Annotated in this window: 17 protein-coding genes and 1 pseudogene; 8 read left to right on the top strand and 10 right to left on the bottom strand. The window is 70.1% G+C overall.

What is annotated here, in order from left to right; translation table 11 throughout:
- Positions 1–399 precede the first annotated feature (399 nt).
- Positions 400–573 (bottom strand): hypothetical protein, encoded by a 174-nt coding sequence (locus tag ACWDZ4_RS13140; protein WP_451508476.1) that lies wholly within the window; start codon positions 571–573, stop codon positions 400–402.
- A 166-nt stretch (positions 574–739) separates the two neighbouring features.
- On the opposite strand from ACWDZ4_RS13140, the gene ACWDZ4_RS13135 reads away from it, so the two are divergent.
- The 3 genes from ACWDZ4_RS13135 to ACWDZ4_RS13125 all read left to right on the top strand — a co-directional run bounded on the left by ACWDZ4_RS13135 (position 740) and on the right by ACWDZ4_RS13125 (position 5,133).
- Positions 740–2,590, top strand: coding sequence for a glycoside hydrolase family 15 protein (locus ACWDZ4_RS13135; RefSeq protein ID WP_451508475.1), 1,851 nt, complete (start codon positions 740–742; stop codon positions 2,588–2,590).
- A 163-nt stretch (positions 2,591–2,753) separates the two neighbouring features.
- A complete protein-coding gene (locus ACWDZ4_RS13130; protein ID WP_451508474.1) occupies positions 2,754–3,338 on the top strand; it encodes a hypothetical protein in 585 nt (194 codons plus the stop codon).
- Positions 3,339–3,885: 547 nt separating this feature from the next.
- Positions 3,886–5,133, top strand: a complete 1,248-nt coding sequence (locus ACWDZ4_RS13125; RefSeq protein WP_451508473.1) for a Dyp-type peroxidase — start codon at positions 3,886–3,888, stop codon at positions 5,131–5,133.
- Between the two features lie 28 nt (positions 5,134–5,161).
- Here ACWDZ4_RS13125 and ACWDZ4_RS13120 read toward each other — a convergent pair whose 3' ends face one another.
- The 3 genes from ACWDZ4_RS13120 to ACWDZ4_RS13110 all read right to left on the bottom strand — a co-directional run bounded on the left by ACWDZ4_RS13120 (position 5,162) and on the right by ACWDZ4_RS13110 (position 9,079).
- Positions 5,162–6,337 (bottom strand): type III polyketide synthase, encoded by a 1,176-nt coding sequence (locus ACWDZ4_RS13120; protein ID WP_451508472.1) that lies wholly within the window; start codon positions 6,335–6,337, stop codon positions 5,162–5,164.
- 365 nt (positions 6,338–6,702) lie between these two features.
- Positions 6,703–8,607, bottom strand: coding sequence for an ABC transporter ATP-binding protein (locus tag ACWDZ4_RS13115; protein ID WP_451508471.1), 1,905 nt, complete (start codon positions 8,605–8,607; stop codon positions 6,703–6,705).
- Between the two features lie 157 nt (positions 8,608–8,764).
- Entirely contained in the window at positions 8,765–9,079 is a 315-nt protein-coding gene (locus tag ACWDZ4_RS13110; protein WP_451508470.1) for a hypothetical protein, read from the bottom strand.
- A 720-nt stretch (positions 9,080–9,799) separates the two neighbouring features.
- Here ACWDZ4_RS13110 and ACWDZ4_RS13105 point away from each other — a divergent pair.
- The 3 genes from ACWDZ4_RS13105 to ACWDZ4_RS13095 all read left to right on the top strand — a co-directional run bounded on the left by ACWDZ4_RS13105 (position 9,800) and on the right by ACWDZ4_RS13095 (position 11,877).
- The gene (locus ACWDZ4_RS13105; RefSeq protein WP_451508469.1) at positions 9,800–10,351 is read left to right on the top strand and encodes a GNAT family N-acetyltransferase; all 552 of its coding nucleotides are present in this window, start codon (positions 9,800–9,802) and stop codon (positions 10,349–10,351) included.
- 274 nt (positions 10,352–10,625) lie between these two features.
- Positions 10,626–10,877 carry a DUF397 domain-containing protein gene (locus tag ACWDZ4_RS13100; RefSeq protein ID WP_451508468.1) on the top strand — a complete coding sequence of 84 codons (252 nt, stop codon included), beginning with the start codon at positions 10,626–10,628 and terminating at the stop codon, positions 10,875–10,877.
- Between the two features lie 73 nt (positions 10,878–10,950).
- Complete coding sequence (locus ACWDZ4_RS13095; RefSeq protein ID WP_451508467.1) at positions 10,951–11,877, top strand: helix-turn-helix domain-containing protein; 927 nt, start codon at positions 10,951–10,953, stop codon at positions 11,875–11,877.
- 63 nt (positions 11,878–11,940) lie between these two features.
- Here ACWDZ4_RS13095 and ACWDZ4_RS13090 read toward each other — a convergent pair whose 3' ends face one another.
- The 6 genes and pseudogenes from ACWDZ4_RS13090 to ACWDZ4_RS13065 form a co-directional block, all read right to left on the bottom strand.
- Positions 11,941–12,756, bottom strand: coding sequence for an SAM-dependent methyltransferase (locus tag ACWDZ4_RS13090; protein WP_451508466.1), 816 nt, complete (start codon positions 12,754–12,756; stop codon positions 11,941–11,943).
- 106 nt (positions 12,757–12,862) lie between these two features.
- On the bottom strand, positions 12,863–13,351 hold the full coding sequence (locus ACWDZ4_RS13085; protein ID WP_451508465.1) for a sigma factor-like helix-turn-helix DNA-binding protein: 489 nt from the start codon (positions 13,349–13,351) through the stop codon (positions 12,863–12,865).
- 684 nt (positions 13,352–14,035) lie between these two features.
- Complete coding sequence (locus ACWDZ4_RS13080) at positions 14,036–14,470, bottom strand: protein-tyrosine phosphatase family protein (RefSeq protein ID WP_451508464.1); 435 nt, start codon at positions 14,468–14,470, stop codon at positions 14,036–14,038.
- 69 nt (positions 14,471–14,539) lie between these two features.
- Positions 14,540–14,722 (bottom strand): annotated as a pseudogene (locus ACWDZ4_RS13075) (cytosine deaminase); the annotation flags it as partial.
- 454 nt (positions 14,723–15,176) lie between these two features.
- A complete protein-coding gene (locus ACWDZ4_RS13070; protein WP_451508463.1) occupies positions 15,177–15,506 on the bottom strand; it encodes a cupin domain-containing protein in 330 nt (109 codons plus the stop codon).
- A gap of 46 nt (positions 15,507–15,552) precedes the next feature.
- Positions 15,553–16,485, bottom strand: a complete 933-nt coding sequence (locus ACWDZ4_RS13065) for a LysR family transcriptional regulator (protein WP_451508462.1) — start codon at positions 16,483–16,485, stop codon at positions 15,553–15,555.
- 84 nt (positions 16,486–16,569) lie between these two features.
- Between ACWDZ4_RS13065 and ACWDZ4_RS13060 the strand changes: the two genes are divergently transcribed.
- Both ACWDZ4_RS13060 and ACWDZ4_RS13055 read left to right on the top strand, forming a co-directional pair.
- Positions 16,570–17,514 (top strand): EamA family transporter, encoded by a 945-nt coding sequence (locus ACWDZ4_RS13060; RefSeq protein ID WP_451508461.1) that lies wholly within the window; start codon positions 16,570–16,572, stop codon positions 17,512–17,514.
- A gap of 382 nt (positions 17,515–17,896) precedes the next feature.
- Positions 17,897–18,454, top strand: a complete 558-nt coding sequence (locus tag ACWDZ4_RS13055; protein WP_451508460.1) for a GNAT family N-acetyltransferase — start codon at positions 17,897–17,899, stop codon at positions 18,452–18,454.
- Positions 18,455–18,462 lie beyond the last annotated feature (8 nt).

Raw genomic sequence — 18,462 nt, 5'->3', positions numbered from 1 at the left:
TCCGCTCTCCGACCGTGCTCGACGCCGTGCCGGTCGGCGAAGCTCTGCGCCGCCTCCGACGCCATGGCCGAGTTCTACGGCGGCGTCCCGGCCGTGCGGTGCGACTGGGCCGCGGGCCGGCCGGAAGGCGGCCCGGTCGAGTCGGGACGTCACCTCGCGGAAGACGCGCCCTGCGCGCCGGCCGAAGCGCTGCGCGGTTCCTGGGAGCGCCAGCCACGGCCGACGCGCCCCTGCTCCCGGCGGCTGACCGGGCTCTCCGCATCTGGTGAGCGCGCACGCGCTGCGATGCCCCTTGAGGCTCCGCTGCTGCGGCCCCTGAGCGCCACCCACGATCCCGGACCACAGCATCGACCACGGCGGTCGGCCGTCCGGCGCCGGTCCGGCTCCGACGGTCCGAGGTCAGCCCGAATCCCGTTCGTCCCCGTACACCGGCTCGTGCGCCTTCCCGGACGGCTCCTCGGGCTCGGGGACCCGGTCGGCGGAATCCCGGCTCCGGTCCTGCTCCCGGGCGTGCCGCTTCTCCTCCTCCAGCCGCTTGCGAACCTCTTCCGGCTTGTCTCCGAGCTGATTCATCACCGTCTCCTCCCGTCGGTGAGGCATGGTTTTGCGGCAAGCGTCACACAGCCCCACCACACCTGCACGCCGACGGCCGCCCCGCTCTCCCGGCCGCCGCAGATCCCGCGCCGGCCCCGGGCCCGCCGGCTGATCCTGTCCGCGCTCAGTGGGTACTGGACCGGGTATGAACGAGCGGTCGCGACTGCCCCGGGACGGGTACCTGCCGATCGAGGACCACGGTCTGATCGGCGACGGCCGCGGGTGTGCCCTGGTGGGCCGCGACGGCGCCGTCAGCTTCATGTGCGTCCCCCGCTTCGACGCTCCGCCACTGTTCTGCTCACTGCTCGACCGGCACGGCGGCGGTTCCTTCCTGCTCGCACCGCGGGGCCTGCGGGAAAGCAGCCAGTACTACGTCGAGGACACCGGGGTCCTGGTGACAGAGCTGCACGCGGACACCGGAGTCGTCGAGGTCACCGATGCGTTCCTCCTCGAAGCGGGTGCGCACCTGGAGGAACACGCCCCGGCCGGCAGGGGGGAACTGGTCCGCCGCGCGAAGGTCGTGCACGGCAGTGTCGACCTGACCGTGGCGGTGCGACCGTACGGCGGCGCCCGGTCCGAGCGCACCGCCGGGGGGTGCCGGCTGGTCTGCCCGCGTCAGTCCCTGGAACTGCACCTGAACGCCTCCCGGCCGTTGCCCGGCCCCCGGTGCACACTGCCTCTCGGCGAAGGGGAGGAACTCTGGGTGGGCCTGCGCTGGAACGGGCAGTGGGACCGGGCGGCCCCCGGCCCGAATCCGCCGGCCGACAACTGCATCACCAACACCGTGGAAGCGTGGCGACGCTGGTCGGCGCACATCGTGCACGACTCTCCCCGCGCCGGCCTGGTACGCCGCTCGGCCATCACCCTCAAGCTCCTGGACCACGTCGAGAACGGTGCCATTGTCGCCGCCCCCACCTCGTCGCTGCCCGAATGCATCGGAGGAGACCGGAACTGGGACTACCGCTACGCGTGGATACGTGATGCCGCGTACACGGTGTTCGCCCTGCGCCGTATCGGCCTCACCTCCGAGGCCGGCGGCTTCCTCCACTGGGCGCTCACCGCCGCCTGGCGCGAAGGACGGCTGCGCGTCCTGTACGCCGTGGACGGCCGGCCACCGCCGGTCGAAGTCGTCGACGAGGAACTGGAGGGGTACCGCCGTTCCTCGCCCGTGCGTTGGGGCAACGCCGCGGCGGAACAGGTTCAGCACGACGTCTGCGGAGAACTCCTGGACTGTGCCTTCCAGTGGGCGGCCACCGGCAGAACGCTGAGCGACGGTCTGTGGCACCGCCTGGCCGGCCTGGCCGAACAGGCCCGCACCGCCTGGAGGGAACCGGATCACGGCATCTGGGAGGTACGGACCCCGGGGCGCCCCTTCACGTATTCCGCGGCGATGTGCCAGGTGGCACTCGACCGCGCGGCGCGGCTCGTCACCCGTTCGGGCCTGCCGGGCGACGCCACCACGTGGGCCGCGGAGGCCCGGCACCTCACCGAAACGATCATCCGCGACGCGTGGGACGAGCGGATGAACTCCCTCACCGAGCACCTCGGCCGGGGAGGGGGACTGGACGCCTCACTCCTCGCCCTGCCGCTCAGACGCGTCCTGCCCGCCGACCATCCGCGCATGGTCGCCACCACACAGGCGATCTCCGAACGGCTCGCCGCGGGTGACGGTCTGCTGTACCGCTACCTCCCGCAGGACTCACCCGACGGACTCGACGAGCCGGAGGGCGCGTTCCTGCTGTGCAGTTTCTGGATGGTGGACAACCTCGCAGGCCAGGGCCGTGTCGACGAAGCCTCGGAACTGTTCGAGAAGTTGTGTTCCTACGCCAGCCCGCTGGGCCTGTTCGCCGAGCAGATCGACCCGGGCGACCTCTCCTTCCTCGGTAATTTCCCCCAAGGACTCAGTCACGTCGGGCTCATCTCGAGCGCCGTCGTCCTCGCCCGCGCCCAGCACGGCGTACGCCCGGAACTCTCCACCCACGCATGGTTCCAGTGAGAACGTCCGCCTCTGTTTGCTGAGCGGTGTGCGGGACGAGCACCGTGTGCGTCGACACGGTGTGGGGGGTGTTTGCCGGTGACGTAAATCCCGCGAGGTTCTGAAGAGCAACAAATGTGAGTAACATCCGCCTCCAACAGACGCGCAAGGAAAGCGAGTAGTCATGGCGGAAAACAATCCCACTCTGCAGACCCAGTACGCCAAGCAGGTCGACACCGACCTGGAGCGCAACACGAGAGAACAGGAACGCATCAGGTCCGAGGTCGCCACCCTGCAGGCGCAGCTCGAAGGTCTGCAGAAGGACCACGAACTGCTGGTGAGCATGCAGGCGGCCCTGGGCACTCCTCCCGGGAAAAAGGCCAAGACGGTCAAGACCGCAACAGTTCCCAGGGCACGCCGCGCAAAGGCAGGCTCCGACAATGACAAGCGCCCCAGGAAGGCGGCGGAACCGAAGAGCGGAGCAAAGACCGACAAGACCGCGCCCCCGCTGCGGGAACTCGTCGTCGCCGTCCTCGCCAAGCACCAGGAACCACGGTCGGCGGCCGAAGTCGCCCAGGAGCTGGCCCAGGAACATCCCGAACGCACGCTGAGCGTCACAGTGGTGCGCAACGCCCTTGAGGCATCGGTCGCCAAGAACCAGAGCGAACGGACCAAGCAGCAGAAGTCCGTCTACTACCGGGTCGTCAAGAACGAATCCGCGACGCAGCAGCCGATTGCCGTGCCGGATACGGGAGACGAAGGCGCGTAGCGACCCGCCGCCGCGACGTGAAGCGTCGCCGGGGACAGCGTACGACGGAGCGTGGGTCAACAGAACGGGCTGCCGCGCAGGCGGAGTTGTGTGCTCAGCGGCGAACGGGCCCTCCGTTCCGGCCCGACGCGGTACGGCGAGCAGAGTGGCCGGAGCCGGAGCCGGAGCCGGAGCCGGAGTCACTAGGTCATGGCCGGTCGGCGGGCCCATGACGGTCCGCCGGGTGCACTTTCGCTGAGCCGCGCCCGCGGCACGAGGCCGCCTCCCGCGCTCGTGGAGGCGGCCCCGCGCCGAGTGCGTCGCCCACGGCACGCTTCCGGCACGCGGAGTCCGGAACCCTCGCCCGCGGCCGGTAGTCCAAGCGGACGACAGCCCGGCACACTCCTGCATGAATCCGGCAGCCGCCGAAGTGTTGGCCCAACCCCTTGACCAGCGATGTTCCACAATCGCGCACGGATGCTGCTACCGGGGCGCCGAGCTCCCGTTCCGGGCCGCTCCACCCTGGGCAGCGAGTCAGTGGGGCGTGCGACGACAGGACGGCGGAACGATGGGACGTGACCAGGTCGATGCGCGGCAGGACGACGGGCGGCGAAGATTTCTGCGACGGGCCGCCACCGTCGCGGGTGCGGCGGCCACTGGCTTCGGAAGCCTCGAAGCGTACGCCGCCCAGCCGGCCGCGGACGGCGCCCAGGCCGCCGGGTCCTGCCGTGAGACTGTGGGCCGCTACCCGTTCCACGGCGCTCACCAGGCGGGGGTCACCACGGAGCAGCAGGCCTTCGCCGCGTTCATCTCCTTCGATGTCCTGGCCGAGGACCGCAGGGAACTCACGGAACTGTTCAAGACACTCACCGAACAGGCCCGCCTCCTCATCCGTGGTGTGAAGCCCAAGGACGTGGAAGTGGCCGCCGAGCCGCAGACCCAGGACGGTCTGACCATCACGCTCGGCGTCGGCGCGTCGCTCTTCGACGACCGTTTCGGACTCGCCGGCCGCCGGCCACGGCTCCTCACCCCGATGCCGGAGTTTCCCGACGACCGTCTTGACCCGACGGCCTGTCACGGGGATCTCTCGCTGCAGATCTGTGCCGAGCACCCGGACGCCGTCGTACACGTCATCCGGGAACTGGCGCGCCGGACCGACGGAAAGATGCGGCCCCGCTGGCGGGCCGACGGCTTCCACAATCCGGCGCGGCCCTCGGGTGCCTCACGCACCTTCGTCGGTTTCAAGGACGGGATCGTCAACCCGGACACGGCCTCGTCCAAGGAGATGGACCGGCTCGTGTGGGTGAAGCCGTCCTCCGGCGAGCCGGCCTGGACCGCGGGCGGCTGCTACCAGGTGCTCCGCCTCATCCGCTTCCGCGTGGAGCCCTGGGACAGAGTGCCGACAGCGACCCAGGAGAAGATCTTCGGCCGCCGCAAGGCGTCCGGCGCCCCCCTGGACGGCCGCCGTGAGAAGGACCTGCCGGACTACAGCAAGGATCCGCACGGCAGGAAGACCCCGCTGGACTCCCACATCCGGCTCGCCAATCCGCGTACAGCCGAGACCGCCGACTCCCTTATCCTACGCAGGAGTTACAACTACGACGGCGGATTCGACACGGACGGCAGCCTCGACCTCGGCCTGGTCTTCTGCTGCTACCAGCAGGATGTCGTCCGGCAGTTCGCCACGATGCAGAAGCGGTTGGCGGGCGAGCCGCTCGCCCGGTTCGTCTCACCGACCGGCGGCGGGTACTTCTTCGTGCTGCCCGGGGTGCGCAACGCCTCCGACTGGTTCGGCTCGGGCCTGCTGAGCACCTGACCCGCCCGTGTTCCGGTGACCGGACTTCCTACTTCACCGGCCGGGCAGTGGCCGGCGGACGGGTGGAGGCGGAGGCGGGGGCGCGCCGGAGCCCGGAGGGCAGTACGTCGCGTTCGGGGAGGACGGCCGTCTCGTCCACCGCGCCGCCGACGGGCGGGGTCCCCGTCCAGCGGCCCAGGGCGATCTCGGCGGTGATGCCGGGACCGAACCCGGCGATCAGACCCGTACCGGAACCGGCGACCCGGCCTTCCTCGAAGAGGCGGTCGAGGGCGTCGAAGACGACGGCGCTCGCGATGTTTCCACGTTCGGTGAGCGTCGCGCGGCTGAACCTGAAGGTCTCCGGCGGGAGGTCCAGGAAGTGGGAGAGGTCGTCCAGGATGCGCGGTCCACCGGCATGGACGATGTAGAAGTCCAGACCGGAGACGTCCCAGAGATGCTGGTCCGCGAGCGTACGCAGCGCGGGCGCGAGCATCTCCATCGTGCCCGGGACCCGCTTGTCCAGGAGGAAGTGGAAGCCGGTGTCGCGGACGCTGTAGGAAATCCAGTCCTCCGTGTCCGGGACCAGGTGCGAGCCGTTGCGCTCCAGCGCCACGCCCGTACCGCCCTCGCCGCGTACGACGGCTGCGGCGAGGGCGTCGCCGAACAGTCCGTTGGACAGCAGCGACCCCACTCCCAGGTCGGTCGGCTGGTAGCACAGCGAGCAGAACTCGCAGGCGACGATGAGCACGTTGGACTGCGGATAGGCGAGGCAGAAGTCGTGGGCCCGGTTGATCGCGGCACCGCCGGCCGCGCATCCGAGCTGGGCGATGGGCAGCTGGCGGGTGTGGGAGCGGAACCCGAGCGAGTTGATCATCCATGCCGTCATCGAGGGCATCATGAACCCGGTGCACGAGACGTAGATCAGCAGATCGATGTCCCGGGCCTTCAGCTCGGCATGGTCGAGCGCGCGTTCGACCACGTCGGGGACGCGCGACTTGGCCTCCGCAGTGTACAGCAGGTTGCGCTGCTCGAATCCCGGATGGTGCAGGGTGTCGGCGATCGGCTGGACGATGTGCCGGGTGAGTACGCCGGTGTTCTCGATCAGCCGCAGAGCCAGGCCCAGTTGCTCGTGGCCGGAGTGCAACCGCCGGGCGAGCTCCAGTGTTTCGTCGAGGGTGATGATGTGGTCAGGGACGGCGATGGCCGGCCTGCACAAGGTGGTCATGGCTGCTTCCCTCCGCGACTGCGGTCGATGGATATCGTCGGCGTCACCGGACGATCAGGAGGGTCCGGGGGCAGCGCCGGATCGAGCCGGTGTTCCAGGTGGTCTCGTCCCCGGACGCCATGTGACGCGGTGTGCCGTGCTCCAGGTTTTTCGCACGAGTCGGACAGGCGGTGCCACACGCCGGCGGCAGAACTCATGTGCGTACTCCAGCCCTGGTTTCACGGGAACCTGGTCATATGGACCCCGGGGCGGTCGCCGGAAAACACGCCATGCCGTCCTGTCCCTCGCCCAGCCCACACAACTGGCCCCGTTCGGGTCACGGCGGAACCGGCTCCTCTCGCGAGGGCCGGTCCCCGTCGTGCCGGTCAGTACGCGTCTCCCGTCGTCGACGACGTGATGGTGTCCGCCCCCGGCCGGTCGAACTGGGTGCGGTACAGCTCCTGGTACCGGCCTCCGGCGGCCAGCAGTTCCGCGTGGGTGCCGCGTTCGACGATCCGGCCCTCCTCGACGACCAGGATCAGGTCGGCGGCCCGTACGGTCGAGAGCCTGTGGGCGATCACCACGGCGGTACGGCCTTCGAACGCCTCGTCCAGAGCCTCCTGGACGGCCGCCTCGGAGGTGGAGTCGAGGTGGGCGGTCGCCTCGTCGAGGATGACGACCCGCTGACGGGCCAGCAGCAGCCGGGCGATGGTCAGCCGCTGCCGCTCGCCGCCGGAGAACCGGTAGCCGCGTTCGCCCACGACCGTGTCGAGGCCGTCGGGCAGCGAGGTCACCAGGGCGTCGAGGCGGGACCGGCGCAGGGCGTCCCAGATGTCGTCCTCGGTGGCGTCGGGTCGGGCGAGGAGCAGGTTGGCGCGTACGGACTCGTGGAAGAGGTGCCCGTCCTGGGTGACCATGCCGATGGTCTCGCGGATCGAGGCGGCGCTCAGGTCCCGTACGTCGACGCCGTTCAGCCGTACGGAACCGGAGTCGGCGTCGTACAGCCTCGGCAGGAGCTGCGCGATCGTGGACTTGCCCGCGCCGGAGGAGCCGACCAGGGCGATCATCCGGCCGGGCTCGGCGCGGAAGGAGACGCCGTGGAGAACCTCGGCGGCGTCACGGGAGTCGAGGGTCGCGACGTCTTCGAGGGACGCGAGGGAGACCTTGTCGGCGGAGGGGTAGGCGAAGGAGACCCCGTCGAACTCCACGGACACCGGCCCGTCCGGCACCCGGCGGGCGTCCGGCTTCTCGGCGATCAGCGGGTCGAGGCCGAGGATCTCGAAGACCCGCTCGAAACTCACCAGCGCGCTCATCACCTCGACCCGGGCGCCGGCCAGTGCGGTCAGCGGGGCGTAGAGGCGGGTCAGGAGCAGGGCGAGGGCGACGACGGCCCCCGGGTCGAGGCTGCCGCGCAGCGCGTAGTGGCCGCCGAGTCCGTAGACCAGGGCGAGCGCCAGGGCGGACACCAGGGTGAGGGCGGTGATGAACGTGGACTGGGTCATGGCGGTACGGATGCCGATGTCCCGCACTCTGCGGGCGCGTGCGGCGAATTCCGCGGACTCGTCGGCCGGGCGTCCGAAGAGCTTGACGAGGGTCGCGCCGGGGGCGGAGAAGCGTTCGGTCATCTGGGTGCCCATGGCGGCGTTGTGGTGGGCGGCCTCGCGCTGCAGCTTCGCCATCCGGGAGCCCATCCGGCGGGCGGGGACGACGAACACCGGCAGCAGGACGAGGGCGAGCAGGGTGATCTGCCAGGAGATGCCGAGCATCACGGTGAGGGTCAGCAGCAGGGTGACGAGGTTGGAGACGACGCCGGAGAGGGTGTTGCTGAAGGCCCGCTGCGCGCCGATGACGTCGTTGTTGAGCCGGCTGACGAGCGCGCCGGTCCGGGTGCGGGTGAAGAAGGCGACCGGCATGCGCTGGACGTGGTCGAAGACCGCCGTACGGAGATCGAGGATCAGCCCCTCGCCGAGGGTGGCCGACAGCCGGCGCGTCAGCAGACCGAGACCCGCCTCGACGACGGCGATGACGGCGATGAGGAGCGCGAGCCGGGTGACCGTGCCGGCCTCCCGGCCCTGGACGATCGCGTCGATGACGCGGCCGGCGAGGACGGGCGTGGCCACCGCGAGCAGGGCGGTGACCACACTGAGCAGCAGGAAGCGGTACAGCTGCCGGCGGTGCGGCCGGGCGAAGGAGGCGATGCGGCGCAGGGTGGCCCGGGAGAAGGGTTTCCGGTCCTGTGGGGCGTTGACCGCGCTGTGCAGCGATGTCCACGCGGTGACTTCCATGTCCATGAGGTGCCTCCGGTGCTGGTGGGCCGACGCGGTACCCGTCGGCCGGCGTGGCCCGGGGCGCACACGGAAAGCTAGATCCTGAAGCGGACTTGAGGTCAAGGAAAGCCGCGGGCACCGGCCCTCGCACACCGCCCGGGCCGATGCCCGGCCACAGGGCTCACCGCTGTCGCGCTGCGGCTGTCCGGTCCTCGCGCCGCTGGTGGACGAGGGAGGCCCGGCGGTGGGCGACCGGACGCCGCACCGGCGCGGTCCCGGCCCGCACCGCGCCGAGCTGCGCGACGATCTCGTCCGCCCCGGCGCCCACCTTGCGCAGAAGGGCGCTCTCACGGACCTGTCCGATGACGATCCGCGGCGTCGCCTCGGGAGGGAGCTGGGCCCCCCACGCCTGGCCGCCGAGGAGAAGGGCCGCTTCAGGAGGCAGGACGGCCATCCCCGCCTGGTGCCAGAGCAGGGCGGGCGGGCAGCCGGTCACCCCGCGAAGAGGGGGTCTCCTGCAGCCGTGGGCAGCACCTCCAGGCCGTACACACCGACTTGTGGCCGGGCACGGCGTTCTGCGCGGCCCCCGAACTCCGTGGTCATCAGCTCGGCCCCGGGGCAGATCCCGAACGTGGGTGTGCCGCCCTCGACGGCCGTACGCAGGAGAGCGCGGGTGACGGGCAGCCACGGGCACCGGTCGTCGTCCAGGGGACCGGGAGATCCGCCAGGACGAGGAGCCCGTCGCATCCGCGAAGGCCCTCGGGCAGGGGCTCGCCCGGACAGGGGCGCCCGGGGCGCAACCGCAGGCCAGCTTCGGCTGGCCACCCGCCCCACAGGCCGGGCGGGCATTCCGCCTCGTGCTCGACGACCAGGACCTGGGGCGACTCACCGCCCGGGTTCGAGTTCGAATGGATGTTCCGTGGTGCGTTCACAGGCGGCCTGCCTCGATGATGCGGGAGAGGGACGCCCGGGGGCGCTCCTCGCGGGTCCGGCAAAGACGTGCCCGGGAGCGTCCGTCGGGCCCGGGGCCGCGCCCGGTTCGGGCACGGTGTGGCGATGCCGTCGCAGCCCGGGCGGCGGACGAGGACCGTGACCATGAAGTCGTACGCCGTGCGCCGTTGATCGCGGACCGGGAGGAGGCCGGGGCGGCTGTCACCGTCGTGCGGGAAGTCTGCGCCGCCGAAAATCATTTGATCAACCGGCTTATGGTGCCCGCATGACGACTGCGCTCCGCCTGGAGAAGATCACTGCCGAAAACTTCGACGCCGCGATCGGTCTGAAGGTCCGTCCCGACCAGGAGCACTTGGTCGCTCCGGTCGTGAAGTCCCTCGCCGAGGCGTACGTGTACCCCGACACAGCCTGGCCCCGCCTCATCCTCGACGGTGACCGGCCCGTCGGCTTCCTCATGGCCTTCCTCGACATCGACTTCGCCGGTGACGGCAAGGGCACCGACATCCGCTCGGGCCTGTGGCGCCTCAACATCGCGGCCGGCGAGCAGGGCCGCGGCTACGGCCGCTTCGCGGTCGAGTCCGTGGCCGCCGAGATCCGCCGCCGCGGCGGTACCCGTCTCACCACCACCTGGCACCCGGGGGAGGACGGCCCCGAGCGCTTCTACCTCGGGCTCGGTATCCGGCCGACAGGGGAGATGAGCGGGGACCAGAGGGTGGGGGAACTGGAGTTGGGTCAGGTACGCAACCGCCCGGCAGCCCCCGGACCCGTCGGCCCGGCCGGGAGTGGGAAGCCGCGCCCGCACTCCTCTTTCGAGTGAACCGCCGGGTGTCTGCTGGGGGACCTCGATGGCGTTTCCAAGTTGATTTTGTGCGGTTTTCGCATACGGCGGCACGTTGTCTCCCCGGAGAACCGCCGATCGGGCGGCCCGTGAGCGGTCGGGGCTGAAGTTAGTATCCCCACCGTCCGCACGGCGCGTGCAATTGCACGAGAAATCCCACGGATCTCCTCGCGGGCGCGCCTGTTCCCGTGTTCGGGGCGGTCGCCGCAGTCGCGTTGCGGAGTTGTCCGAACGGTTCGGTGAGAGAGGTGTTATGCGACAGGTCAGCAACGGAGTTCCGGCCGGTTCTCTGGTGGACGTCACATGGGTGAAGAGCCGGCACAGCAACGCGGTGGGCAACTGCGTCGAGGTGGCGGCCCTTTCGTGCGGTGGGGTCGCAGTCCGTAACTCCCGGGATCCGCAGGGTCCGGCACTGGTGTACACGCGTGCCGAGATCGACGCGTTTCTCGCCGGCGTGAAAGAAGGGGAATTCGATCATTTCGCGCTGGAGGGGCGCGCGACATAGCGGATATCGGGCGTGGGCCGGGCTTCTGGCTGCGACACTCGTCTTCGACCCCTGTCGTTGAGCTGGAGCCGCTATGTCCGCCCTGCCGAACCGAGTCGTGTCCCTCGAGCGTTACCTGCAACGTCCCGGCCAGGCGCCCGTCCTGCTGAAGAGGCTCGTGGGCCGTCACCTGGCAGCTCTGCGCGAGGATGCGGGCCTCTCGCAGGGGCAGGCCGCCAAGCGCGCCGGCTTCAGCAACTCGAAGATCTGCCGGATCGAGCAGGGCAGCGGCAAGAAGCCGGCCGAGGAGAAGGACGTGACTCTTCTGCTCGGCCTCTACGGCGCCGGGCCGGACGAGGCGTGTCGGGTGCGGGAGTTGCTGCACCGGGCCGAGGAGTCCGTGTGGTGGCAGCGGTACAGCCACACCACGCTGCCCGAGTGGCTTGAGCAGTTCATCGGTCTGCAGGAGTCCGCGGAGACGATCCGTACCTACGAGGTGCAGCTCATCCCCGGACTGCTGCAGACCGAGAGCTTTGCCCGTACTGTGATCAGCCTCGGTCTTCCGATGGCCGGCCGGGCCGAGGTGGAGCAGCGTACGCAGCTGCGGATGCGCCGCCAGGAGATGCTGGCACGGCCGAATCCGCCTTCCCTGTGGGCGCTGATCGACGAATCCGCGCTCCACCGGACACTGGGCAGGCCCGACGTGATGCGGGAGCAGTTGCAGCACCTGCTGGACGTCTCCGGGCTGTCGGACGCGAACTCCGCCATCACGCTGCAGGTGGTCCCTCGGGACGCCCCCGAGGCGTTGTCGTCCAACACCCCGTTCACCCATCTCCGTTTCCCCGAACAGGACGTGCCCGACGTCGTGTACCTGGAACAGCTCAACGGCGCGGAGTTCCTGGAGCGCCCCGAGGCGACCGTGGAATACCGCGCCCTGCTGGACCGCCTCTCCGCGGCAGCCCTCACCCCCAGAGCCACTCGGGAGCTGCTGAAGAAGACCATCCAGGACCTCTCAGCCTGACGCAGCAGCCCGAAGCCCGAAGCCCGAAGCCCGAAGCCCGAAGTGCGGAGTACGGAGTACGGATCACTGGATCCGGGCGACACCGCCGAACTCGGTCCACTCCTCGGTCTCCTGGCGCGGAGCCATGTCCGAGTCGGGCCGCCACGTGGAGACTTCCACGAGCCCGGGGCGGACGATGTCCATGCCTTCGAGAAACGCGTGTACGTCGCTCTCCTCGCGGACGCGCCCCCACCTTCCCTGTGTGCTCTCCCGCATGAATTCGGTGACGAATTCACGTACCGCGGGGTCGGGACTGACCAGTTGGCACACCACCAGGAAGCTGCCCGGGACCAAGCGCGATGCCACGCGGCGGACGAGGCCGGCCGGATCGTCGTCGTCGGGAATGCAGTGCAGCACCGACACGAACAGGGCGGCCACCGGCTGACTCAGGTCGATGAGGCGCCGGGTGTCGGGGTGGTCGAAGATGCCGTCGGTGTCCCGCATGTCGGCGTGGATGACGGCGGTGGAGGTGTTCTCCTCCAGGAGGGCGCGGCCGTGTGCCAGCACGATCGGGTCGTTGTCGATGTAGACCACCCGGGAGGACGGATCGACGCGCTGGGCGACCTGGTGGACATTGTCACGGGTCGGCAGGCCGGATCCGTGGTCGATGAACTGACGTACGCCGTACTCCGCCGCCAGGGTTCTCACCACACGCTGCAGAAAGCGCCGGTTGTTCACGGCCAGGGCCTTTGTGCTGGGCACCTGCTCCAGCAGCTGCGCGCAGGCCTGCTGATCGGCGGGGTAACTGTCCTTGCCGCCGAGAAGGAAGTCGTACATGCGAGCCACGCTCGGTACGGTTACGTCGATTGATGCGGACAGCGGTCGATCCCCGTGGTTCATCCGGCCCCCCACCGCACTGTGGTGACAGCGCGTCGCTTCGGTGAAGCCCACATGGTAAGCAAGGCGGCGGCAGCGGAACCAGACCTCGATAGGGGGAAGCCGAGTCTCAGGACGTCGGCAGACCGCGCCGGGCCGCGTTGAGCCAACTGCTGACCGCCGGCTCCTGCACTCCCATGAGGGCGGCAGCCTGCCTCGGTGTCAGGGAGAGGCGGTGGCACAGGAGCACCGCATCGGCCTGGACGGCCGGTAACCGCCCGTGAAGGTCCTCATGGCCCGCCGCAGCCGGCGCGGCTTGCTCCACCGACAACGTGATCTGGTGGCCGAGCAGCCGCCAGGCCACGGCGGCCGGACAGGAACTGCTCAGCGCCGTGGGCCAGATCAGGGCCAGTCGCCCCAGCGTGGTCTCCACCGCCGCATGGCTCGCCCCGGCATCGGCGAGCCGGGCCTGGGCATAGCGCAGATACGCATCCCGGTGCAGCAGGCAGAACGCGGTGTAGTCCAGCGGCAGGCAGGCCGTCAGTGGCTCCGAGGGCTCCGAGGGGCGGGCCCGTACGCCGCCGCGACCGGGCCCGGAGTGGTGAGATGTCCCGGCCATGGTGGTGATCTCCTTCCCGGGGTGTCGGCGCAAGCAGGTCGCAGGTCGGGGGAGAAGGCGGACGATGCCGGGCGGTGTCTCCTGGCCCGGGTCCGTGGTCTCCGGCACGGGAAGGGAAGTGCTGGTCTCCAGCGTGACAGCCCGGAAAATCAGGGCCTGAGTTTCACTGAGGGTGATGGGGAAGTGTTGCCGTCGCGCCCTTCCGCCGGCACGAAACGGCCCGCAGTGGAAAATTGGTCACACCTGGGATTCCCTTTCCTCGATGGTCGGCTTCAGAGGGGCTCCGATGGCTTCGCAATTCCTTACGATGCTCCTCGGCCTCACGTATGCCGTGTGAATGAACCGTAGCGTCTGTGCCGCTGAGCCGCCATCAATTCTCTTTCCGCAACAAATAATTCATCGGCTCGACAAGTGAAATTGCAGAACAAGCGGAATCTGCCATTCATGCAATTTCGCACCCCGCTCCCGCATGCGGTACGGCAGGTCGAAACCAGTCGCGATCCGAAATATTGTGAACGCTCGATGTCGAACCCAGGCGGCGTCACCAGCCGGCCGGATGCAGGTGTGTCCGCAGGGAGGCCGGGAGCTCGGGCGGGGTGCGACGCCGGTCACGGGGTGCTCATGGTGATGGCGGTCGACCACGGGTACGGCGCCGGTCTCCGCCGACGGCGCACCGAAGGAGCGCTACGCGTCTTCGAAACGCGATACGAAGCGTCGCTGCCAGGGGGTTTCCACAGCGCGAGGGTGGTAGTGCCGGCGGACGAACTGTACGGCGCGGTCTGCCGGGACCCCGTCAAGAACGGCCATGCAGGCCAGAGCCGTTCCCGTCCGTCCGCGCCCACCACCGCAGGCGATCTCGACGCGTTCGCCCGCCGCCCGGCTCAGCGCCTCCTCGAACACGCTCCGGGCCTCCCGGCGGTCCTTGGGAAGCCGGAAATCGGGCCAGCGCAGCCATCGGGCGTCCCACTCGGTCGACGGGGGCCGCTTTCCGAGCAGGTGGACCGCGAAGGACGGGGCCGGTCCTGAAGGGAGGGGGTGACGCAGGCCCCGGCCGCGCACCAGGATGCCTGAGGGGAACCGTATGATCCCGGGATCTGTCGAGCTCCAGTGCTCAGCCATACGGCCCATGCTATCGACGGCCGGCCGAACCCGTCATCGTCACGCGTGCCCCACCTTCGAAGACGGGCCTCAGCCGACCGGCTCTCCGTCACGAGCCACGATGCGGCCGCCGTGCACCACCATGTCGCGCTGCGGCATGTCCACCACGACCTGCGGCAGGCACTCGCCGCGTACGAGAACGAAGTCGGCCGGGGAGCCGGGCTCGAAGTCCGCGTGGGCGAGGCCCATGACGTCCGCGCCGCCGTGCGCCGCCACGCGGTAACCGTCCGCGGCGACGGCCTCGGACAACTGCTCGCGCGCGTACACCTGGGTCAGCGGGTCCTGGTCGGGCAGCCCGCGCGTTCGTTGACGCGCGTCTTGATGACATCCGCGCCGCGCGCGAGGTTCACCTCGACGACCCGGCGCAGTGCCTCGGCCGAGCACACGCCGTCCCAGTTCCTCGGCGACCTCCCGCTCGACGAGGCGGGAGCCCTGCGGAGAGCGCCGGTCGACGATCCGCTGCCGGACCGCTTGGCGCGCCTGCGCACTGAGCGAGGCCGGCGTACGTGAGGGGCCGTCCGTGCCGCGGCCCGGGCCGGTCGTGCTGCTGTCCGCCACCTGTACCGTCCTTCGCTCGGGATGCCCCGGGCGGGAATACGTCTCTCGCACTGGCCTTCCCGCCCCGTCGTCCTGTTGCCGGCCTGTTTTTCCGTCCGGGGCACGGCGTTCACGAGAGCGGAGAGGAGCCCTTGAGTTCGATCTCGACGAAGGCCAGCCAGGCTCCGCCCGTGTTGACGACATCGTGTTCACCGCCTGCGGGGCGGGCGTACGACTGTCCCGCGCGCAGGTGCGACTCGCTCACCGATCCGTCCGGGGCGAACGCGCTGATGTGGCCGTCCACCACCGGCACGACGACGTAGTCGTACGCGTGCACATGGTGGCCGGTGCGCGTGCCGGGCTCGAAATCCCAGCGGGTGACACGCACCTGGTCGTCTTCGTGCTGCACGCTCGCACGGGCGGTCGTCGTCATCGGACCCTCTTCCTGCTTCTCTTCCACGTTCCATCCTCTGGCGTAACACCACGTCGGAAGCTCGGTCACCGCTTCAGGGCAGCCGAATATACGCATCCGTACCCGGCTGTACTGTGCGGCGGTCGGTGTGCGCGGTGAGGAGATCGGTCACCAGGGCGAGCGGAGGCCAGTCGAGGCGGCCGTGCCTGGCGACGGCGTACGACCGCAGCTCGACGTCCGGGGACGTCAGGGGGAGCAGCCGGACGCCGGGGAGAGTCTCATGGCCCATGGGCAGCAGCCCCACGCCCATGCCCGCGACGATCATGTCCTGCACCAGGTCGAGGCTGTCGGCCCGATGGGTCACCCGGGGACTGAACCCCGCCATGGAGGCGAGGGTGCGGACGACGTGTTCGTCGGCGGTGTTGCGGGAGTTGGTGATCCACTCTGCGGTGGCGAACCGGGCGAAGACGTCCAGCGTGGCGCCGGCCGGGACATCGATGCGGGCGGGAACACCCAGGCCCCACTTCGCCGTCCACAGCGGTGTCGTCCGGACGGCGGGGTCGACGGTGGCCGGGGCCAGGTTGTAGTCGTAGGTCAGCGCCAGGTCCGCCTCGTCCGTGGCCAGAAGGGCGAGGGCTTCGGCGGGCTCGTGTTCCCGGACCAGGACCCGCACCCGCGGGTGGCCGGCCGCGAGGTCGGTGATGACGGGCAGCAGAAACGTACGGATGGCGGTGCTGAATCCGGCGACTCGCAAGGTGCCGTTGGGCTCCGCCGCGGGGCCCAGGTCGAGACGCGCGGCTTCGACCGCGGCAAGGATCGTCACCGCGTGTTCGGCCAGTCGGCGGCCGGCGGGTGTCAGCCGGACCCGGCGTCCCTCGGGCTCGATGAGCACTGTGCCCGTCTCCCGGGACAGGGTGGCGATCTGCTGGGACACCGTCGAAGTCGTGGTTCCCAGCACATCCGCGACGGCGCGCATCGACCCCAGCCGCGACAGTTCCGCCAGCATCTCCAGTCGCCGTGTCTCCATCCCCTCATTGTTCAGGTTTCCCGAACGGAATGTCCATGATCGGCACGTGGACATCAACGATGCGCGGACCGTCTACTGACCCCCATGACCCCGCCGGAATCCACCCTCCGACTCACCGCCGGCCGTCTGCGCCCGCCCGGCGGAGCCGGCGGCGGGGCCGTGATGGCCATCGCGTCCATGTTCTGCGTCCAGCTGGGGCTGGCCCTCTCGGTGAACCTGTTCGATCAGCTGGGGCCCCTGGGCACCGCGTGGCTGCGTCTCGCGTGGGCAGGTGTCCTTCTGCTGGCCCTGGTCCGGCCCCGGCCCTCGGACTTCACCCGCGAGGACCTGCTGGCGTCCGTCGCGCTGGGCGCGGCAACGGCCGGACTGATGATCCTCTTCATGTGCGCGGTCGCCCGCATCCCCCTCGGAACCGCGAGTGCCCTGGAGTTCCTCGGACCACTCGCGGTAGCCGTGTACGCGGGCAGAGGCAGGCGCAGAGTGTGGGCCCTTCCTGCCGCGATCGGGGTCGTGCTGCTCACCGAGCCCTGGCGCGGCGCCATCGACCCGGCCGGGGTCGGATTCGCCCTCGCCGCCGCGGTCTGCTGGGCCGCCTACATCCTGCTGACCCGGCGCGTCGGGGACCGGGTCACCGGCCTGAGCGGGCTGGCCGTCTCCATGCCCGTTGCCGGCCTGGTCGCCACCCTCGCCGCCGGACCCTCCGAACTGGGCAATGTGACCTGGCCCCTGGTACTCACCGGCCTGGCGCTGGCCGTGCTCCACCCCGTCGTCCCCTTCAGTCTCGAATTCCTTGCCCTGCGCCGGCTCACCACCACTGCCTTCGGCACGTTGATGTGCCTGGAGCCCGCCGTCGCACTCGTCATCGGCGTGACAGCCCTCGGGCAGATCCCTGGCCCCGTCTCCGCGGCCGGTGTCATGTGTGTGGTGATCGCCGGGATCGGTGCCACCCGCACCGACACCCGCACGACGCCACCCACCAGCGATCGCGGCCGGGCAGCCGAACGCGTCGAAGCGGTACCGCCCGCCTGACCGGTCCACGCGGGCCACGCGGTCCACCTGGTTCATCTGGTCCACCCGGGAGGGCCCCGCCCCTTCGGGCAGTACCCCGGGGCGGCAACCGCCGTCAGCCACTTGACTTCCGCGCCCACCCCTTTCCAGGTGGTGAGGCCGGCAGGGCCGCCCCGGTGGGGTCCGCATCCCGCATGCGGCCCTCGGGGGAGCCCGCCGTCCGGGTGCGCACGGCGGAACTCGGGTGGTGCGAAGGGCCTGTCACCTCTCGGACCGGTCCGGCACCGGGAACCGAGGGGAGCACACCGAAAGCGGGTGGCCAAGTACCTGGAACCGGCCACCGGAACGCGCAGATGGCCGTGCGAGGATCCAGGGACCGTTCACGGCCCTGTGGAGGATGAGAATGTTCGCGATACCCCTGGGTGACGGAGCTGAGCTGCGGCCGCTGGAGCCCTGGCAGGCCGGGGAGTTCCTCGCCCACATGGACCGCGGCCGCGAGTACATCGGCCGGTACGTAGGACTCCCCGACATCACAGCCGACCTGGAGTCCGCACGGAACTGGCTCCAGGTGTACGCCGACAAGACCGCGGCCGACACCGGCCGGCTGTACGGCATCCGGCTCGACGGACTCCTCGTCGGTGGCGTCCTCTTCAGGGTCTTCGACACGCACACGGGCAACTGCGAGGCCGGCTGCTGGCTGGAACCGGCCGCGGCAGGACGGGGCCTGGTCACCCGGGCGGTACGCGTGATCATCGACTGGGCGGTCCTGGAACGCGGAATGCGCCGGGTGGAGTGGCTGGTGTCCTCCGAGAACACTGCGAGCATCAACGTGGCCAAGCGGCTCGGCATGAGCCTCGACGGGGTGCAGCGCCAGAACGACCCCTACCGGGGCGTACGGCAGGACACTGAGATCTGGTCGGTGCTCGCACCCGAGTGGCGTGCCGCGCACAGCACCCGTTGAGAGACTCC

The sequence above is a fragment of the Streptomyces sp. NPDC003016 genome, from assembly GCF_053591455.1.
This window is presented reverse-complemented; position numbering and strand designations above follow the sequence as displayed.

Excerpts from the sequence above, each read along its gene's own strand:
- ACWDZ4_RS13140 (WP_451508476.1), bottom strand. The coding sequence starts at position 573 with ATGAATCAGCTCGGAGACAAGCCGGAAGAGGTTCGCAAGCGGCTGGAG.
- ACWDZ4_RS13135 (WP_451508475.1), top strand. The coding sequence starts at position 740 with ATGAACGAGCGGTCGCGACTGCCCCGGGACGGGTACCTGCCGATCGAG.
- ACWDZ4_RS13130 (WP_451508474.1), top strand. The coding sequence starts at position 2,754 with ATGGCGGAAAACAATCCCACTCTGCAGACCCAGTACGCCAAGCAGGTC.
- ACWDZ4_RS13125 (WP_451508473.1), top strand. The coding sequence starts at position 3,886 with ATGGGACGTGACCAGGTCGATGCGCGGCAGGACGACGGGCGGCGAAGA.
- ACWDZ4_RS13120 (WP_451508472.1), bottom strand. The coding sequence starts at position 6,337 with ATGACCACCTTGTGCAGGCCGGCCATCGCCGTCCCTGACCACATCATC.
- ACWDZ4_RS13115 (WP_451508471.1), bottom strand. The coding sequence starts at position 8,607 with ATGGACATGGAAGTCACCGCGTGGACATCGCTGCACAGCGCGGTCAAC.
- ACWDZ4_RS13105 (WP_451508469.1), top strand. The coding sequence starts at position 9,800 with ATGACGACTGCGCTCCGCCTGGAGAAGATCACTGCCGAAAACTTCGAC.
- ACWDZ4_RS13100 (WP_451508468.1), top strand. The coding sequence starts at position 10,626 with ATGCGACAGGTCAGCAACGGAGTTCCGGCCGGTTCTCTGGTGGACGTC.
- ACWDZ4_RS13095 (WP_451508467.1), top strand. The coding sequence starts at position 10,951 with ATGTCCGCCCTGCCGAACCGAGTCGTGTCCCTCGAGCGTTACCTGCAA.
- ACWDZ4_RS13090 (WP_451508466.1), bottom strand. The coding sequence starts at position 12,756 with ATGAACCACGGGGATCGACCGCTGTCCGCATCAATCGACGTAACCGTA.
- ACWDZ4_RS13085 (WP_451508465.1), bottom strand. The coding sequence starts at position 13,351 with ATGGCCGGGACATCTCACCACTCCGGGCCCGGTCGCGGCGGCGTACGG.
- ACWDZ4_RS13080 (WP_451508464.1), bottom strand. The coding sequence starts at position 14,470 with ATGGCTGAGCACTGGAGCTCGACAGATCCCGGGATCATACGGTTCCCC.
- ACWDZ4_RS13065 (WP_451508462.1), bottom strand. The coding sequence starts at position 16,485 with ATGGAGACACGGCGACTGGAGATGCTGGCGGAACTGTCGCGGCTGGGG.
- ACWDZ4_RS13060 (WP_451508461.1), top strand. The coding sequence starts at position 16,570 with ATGACCCCGCCGGAATCCACCCTCCGACTCACCGCCGGCCGTCTGCGC.
- ACWDZ4_RS13055 (WP_451508460.1), top strand. The coding sequence starts at position 17,897 with ATGTTCGCGATACCCCTGGGTGACGGAGCTGAGCTGCGGCCGCTGGAG.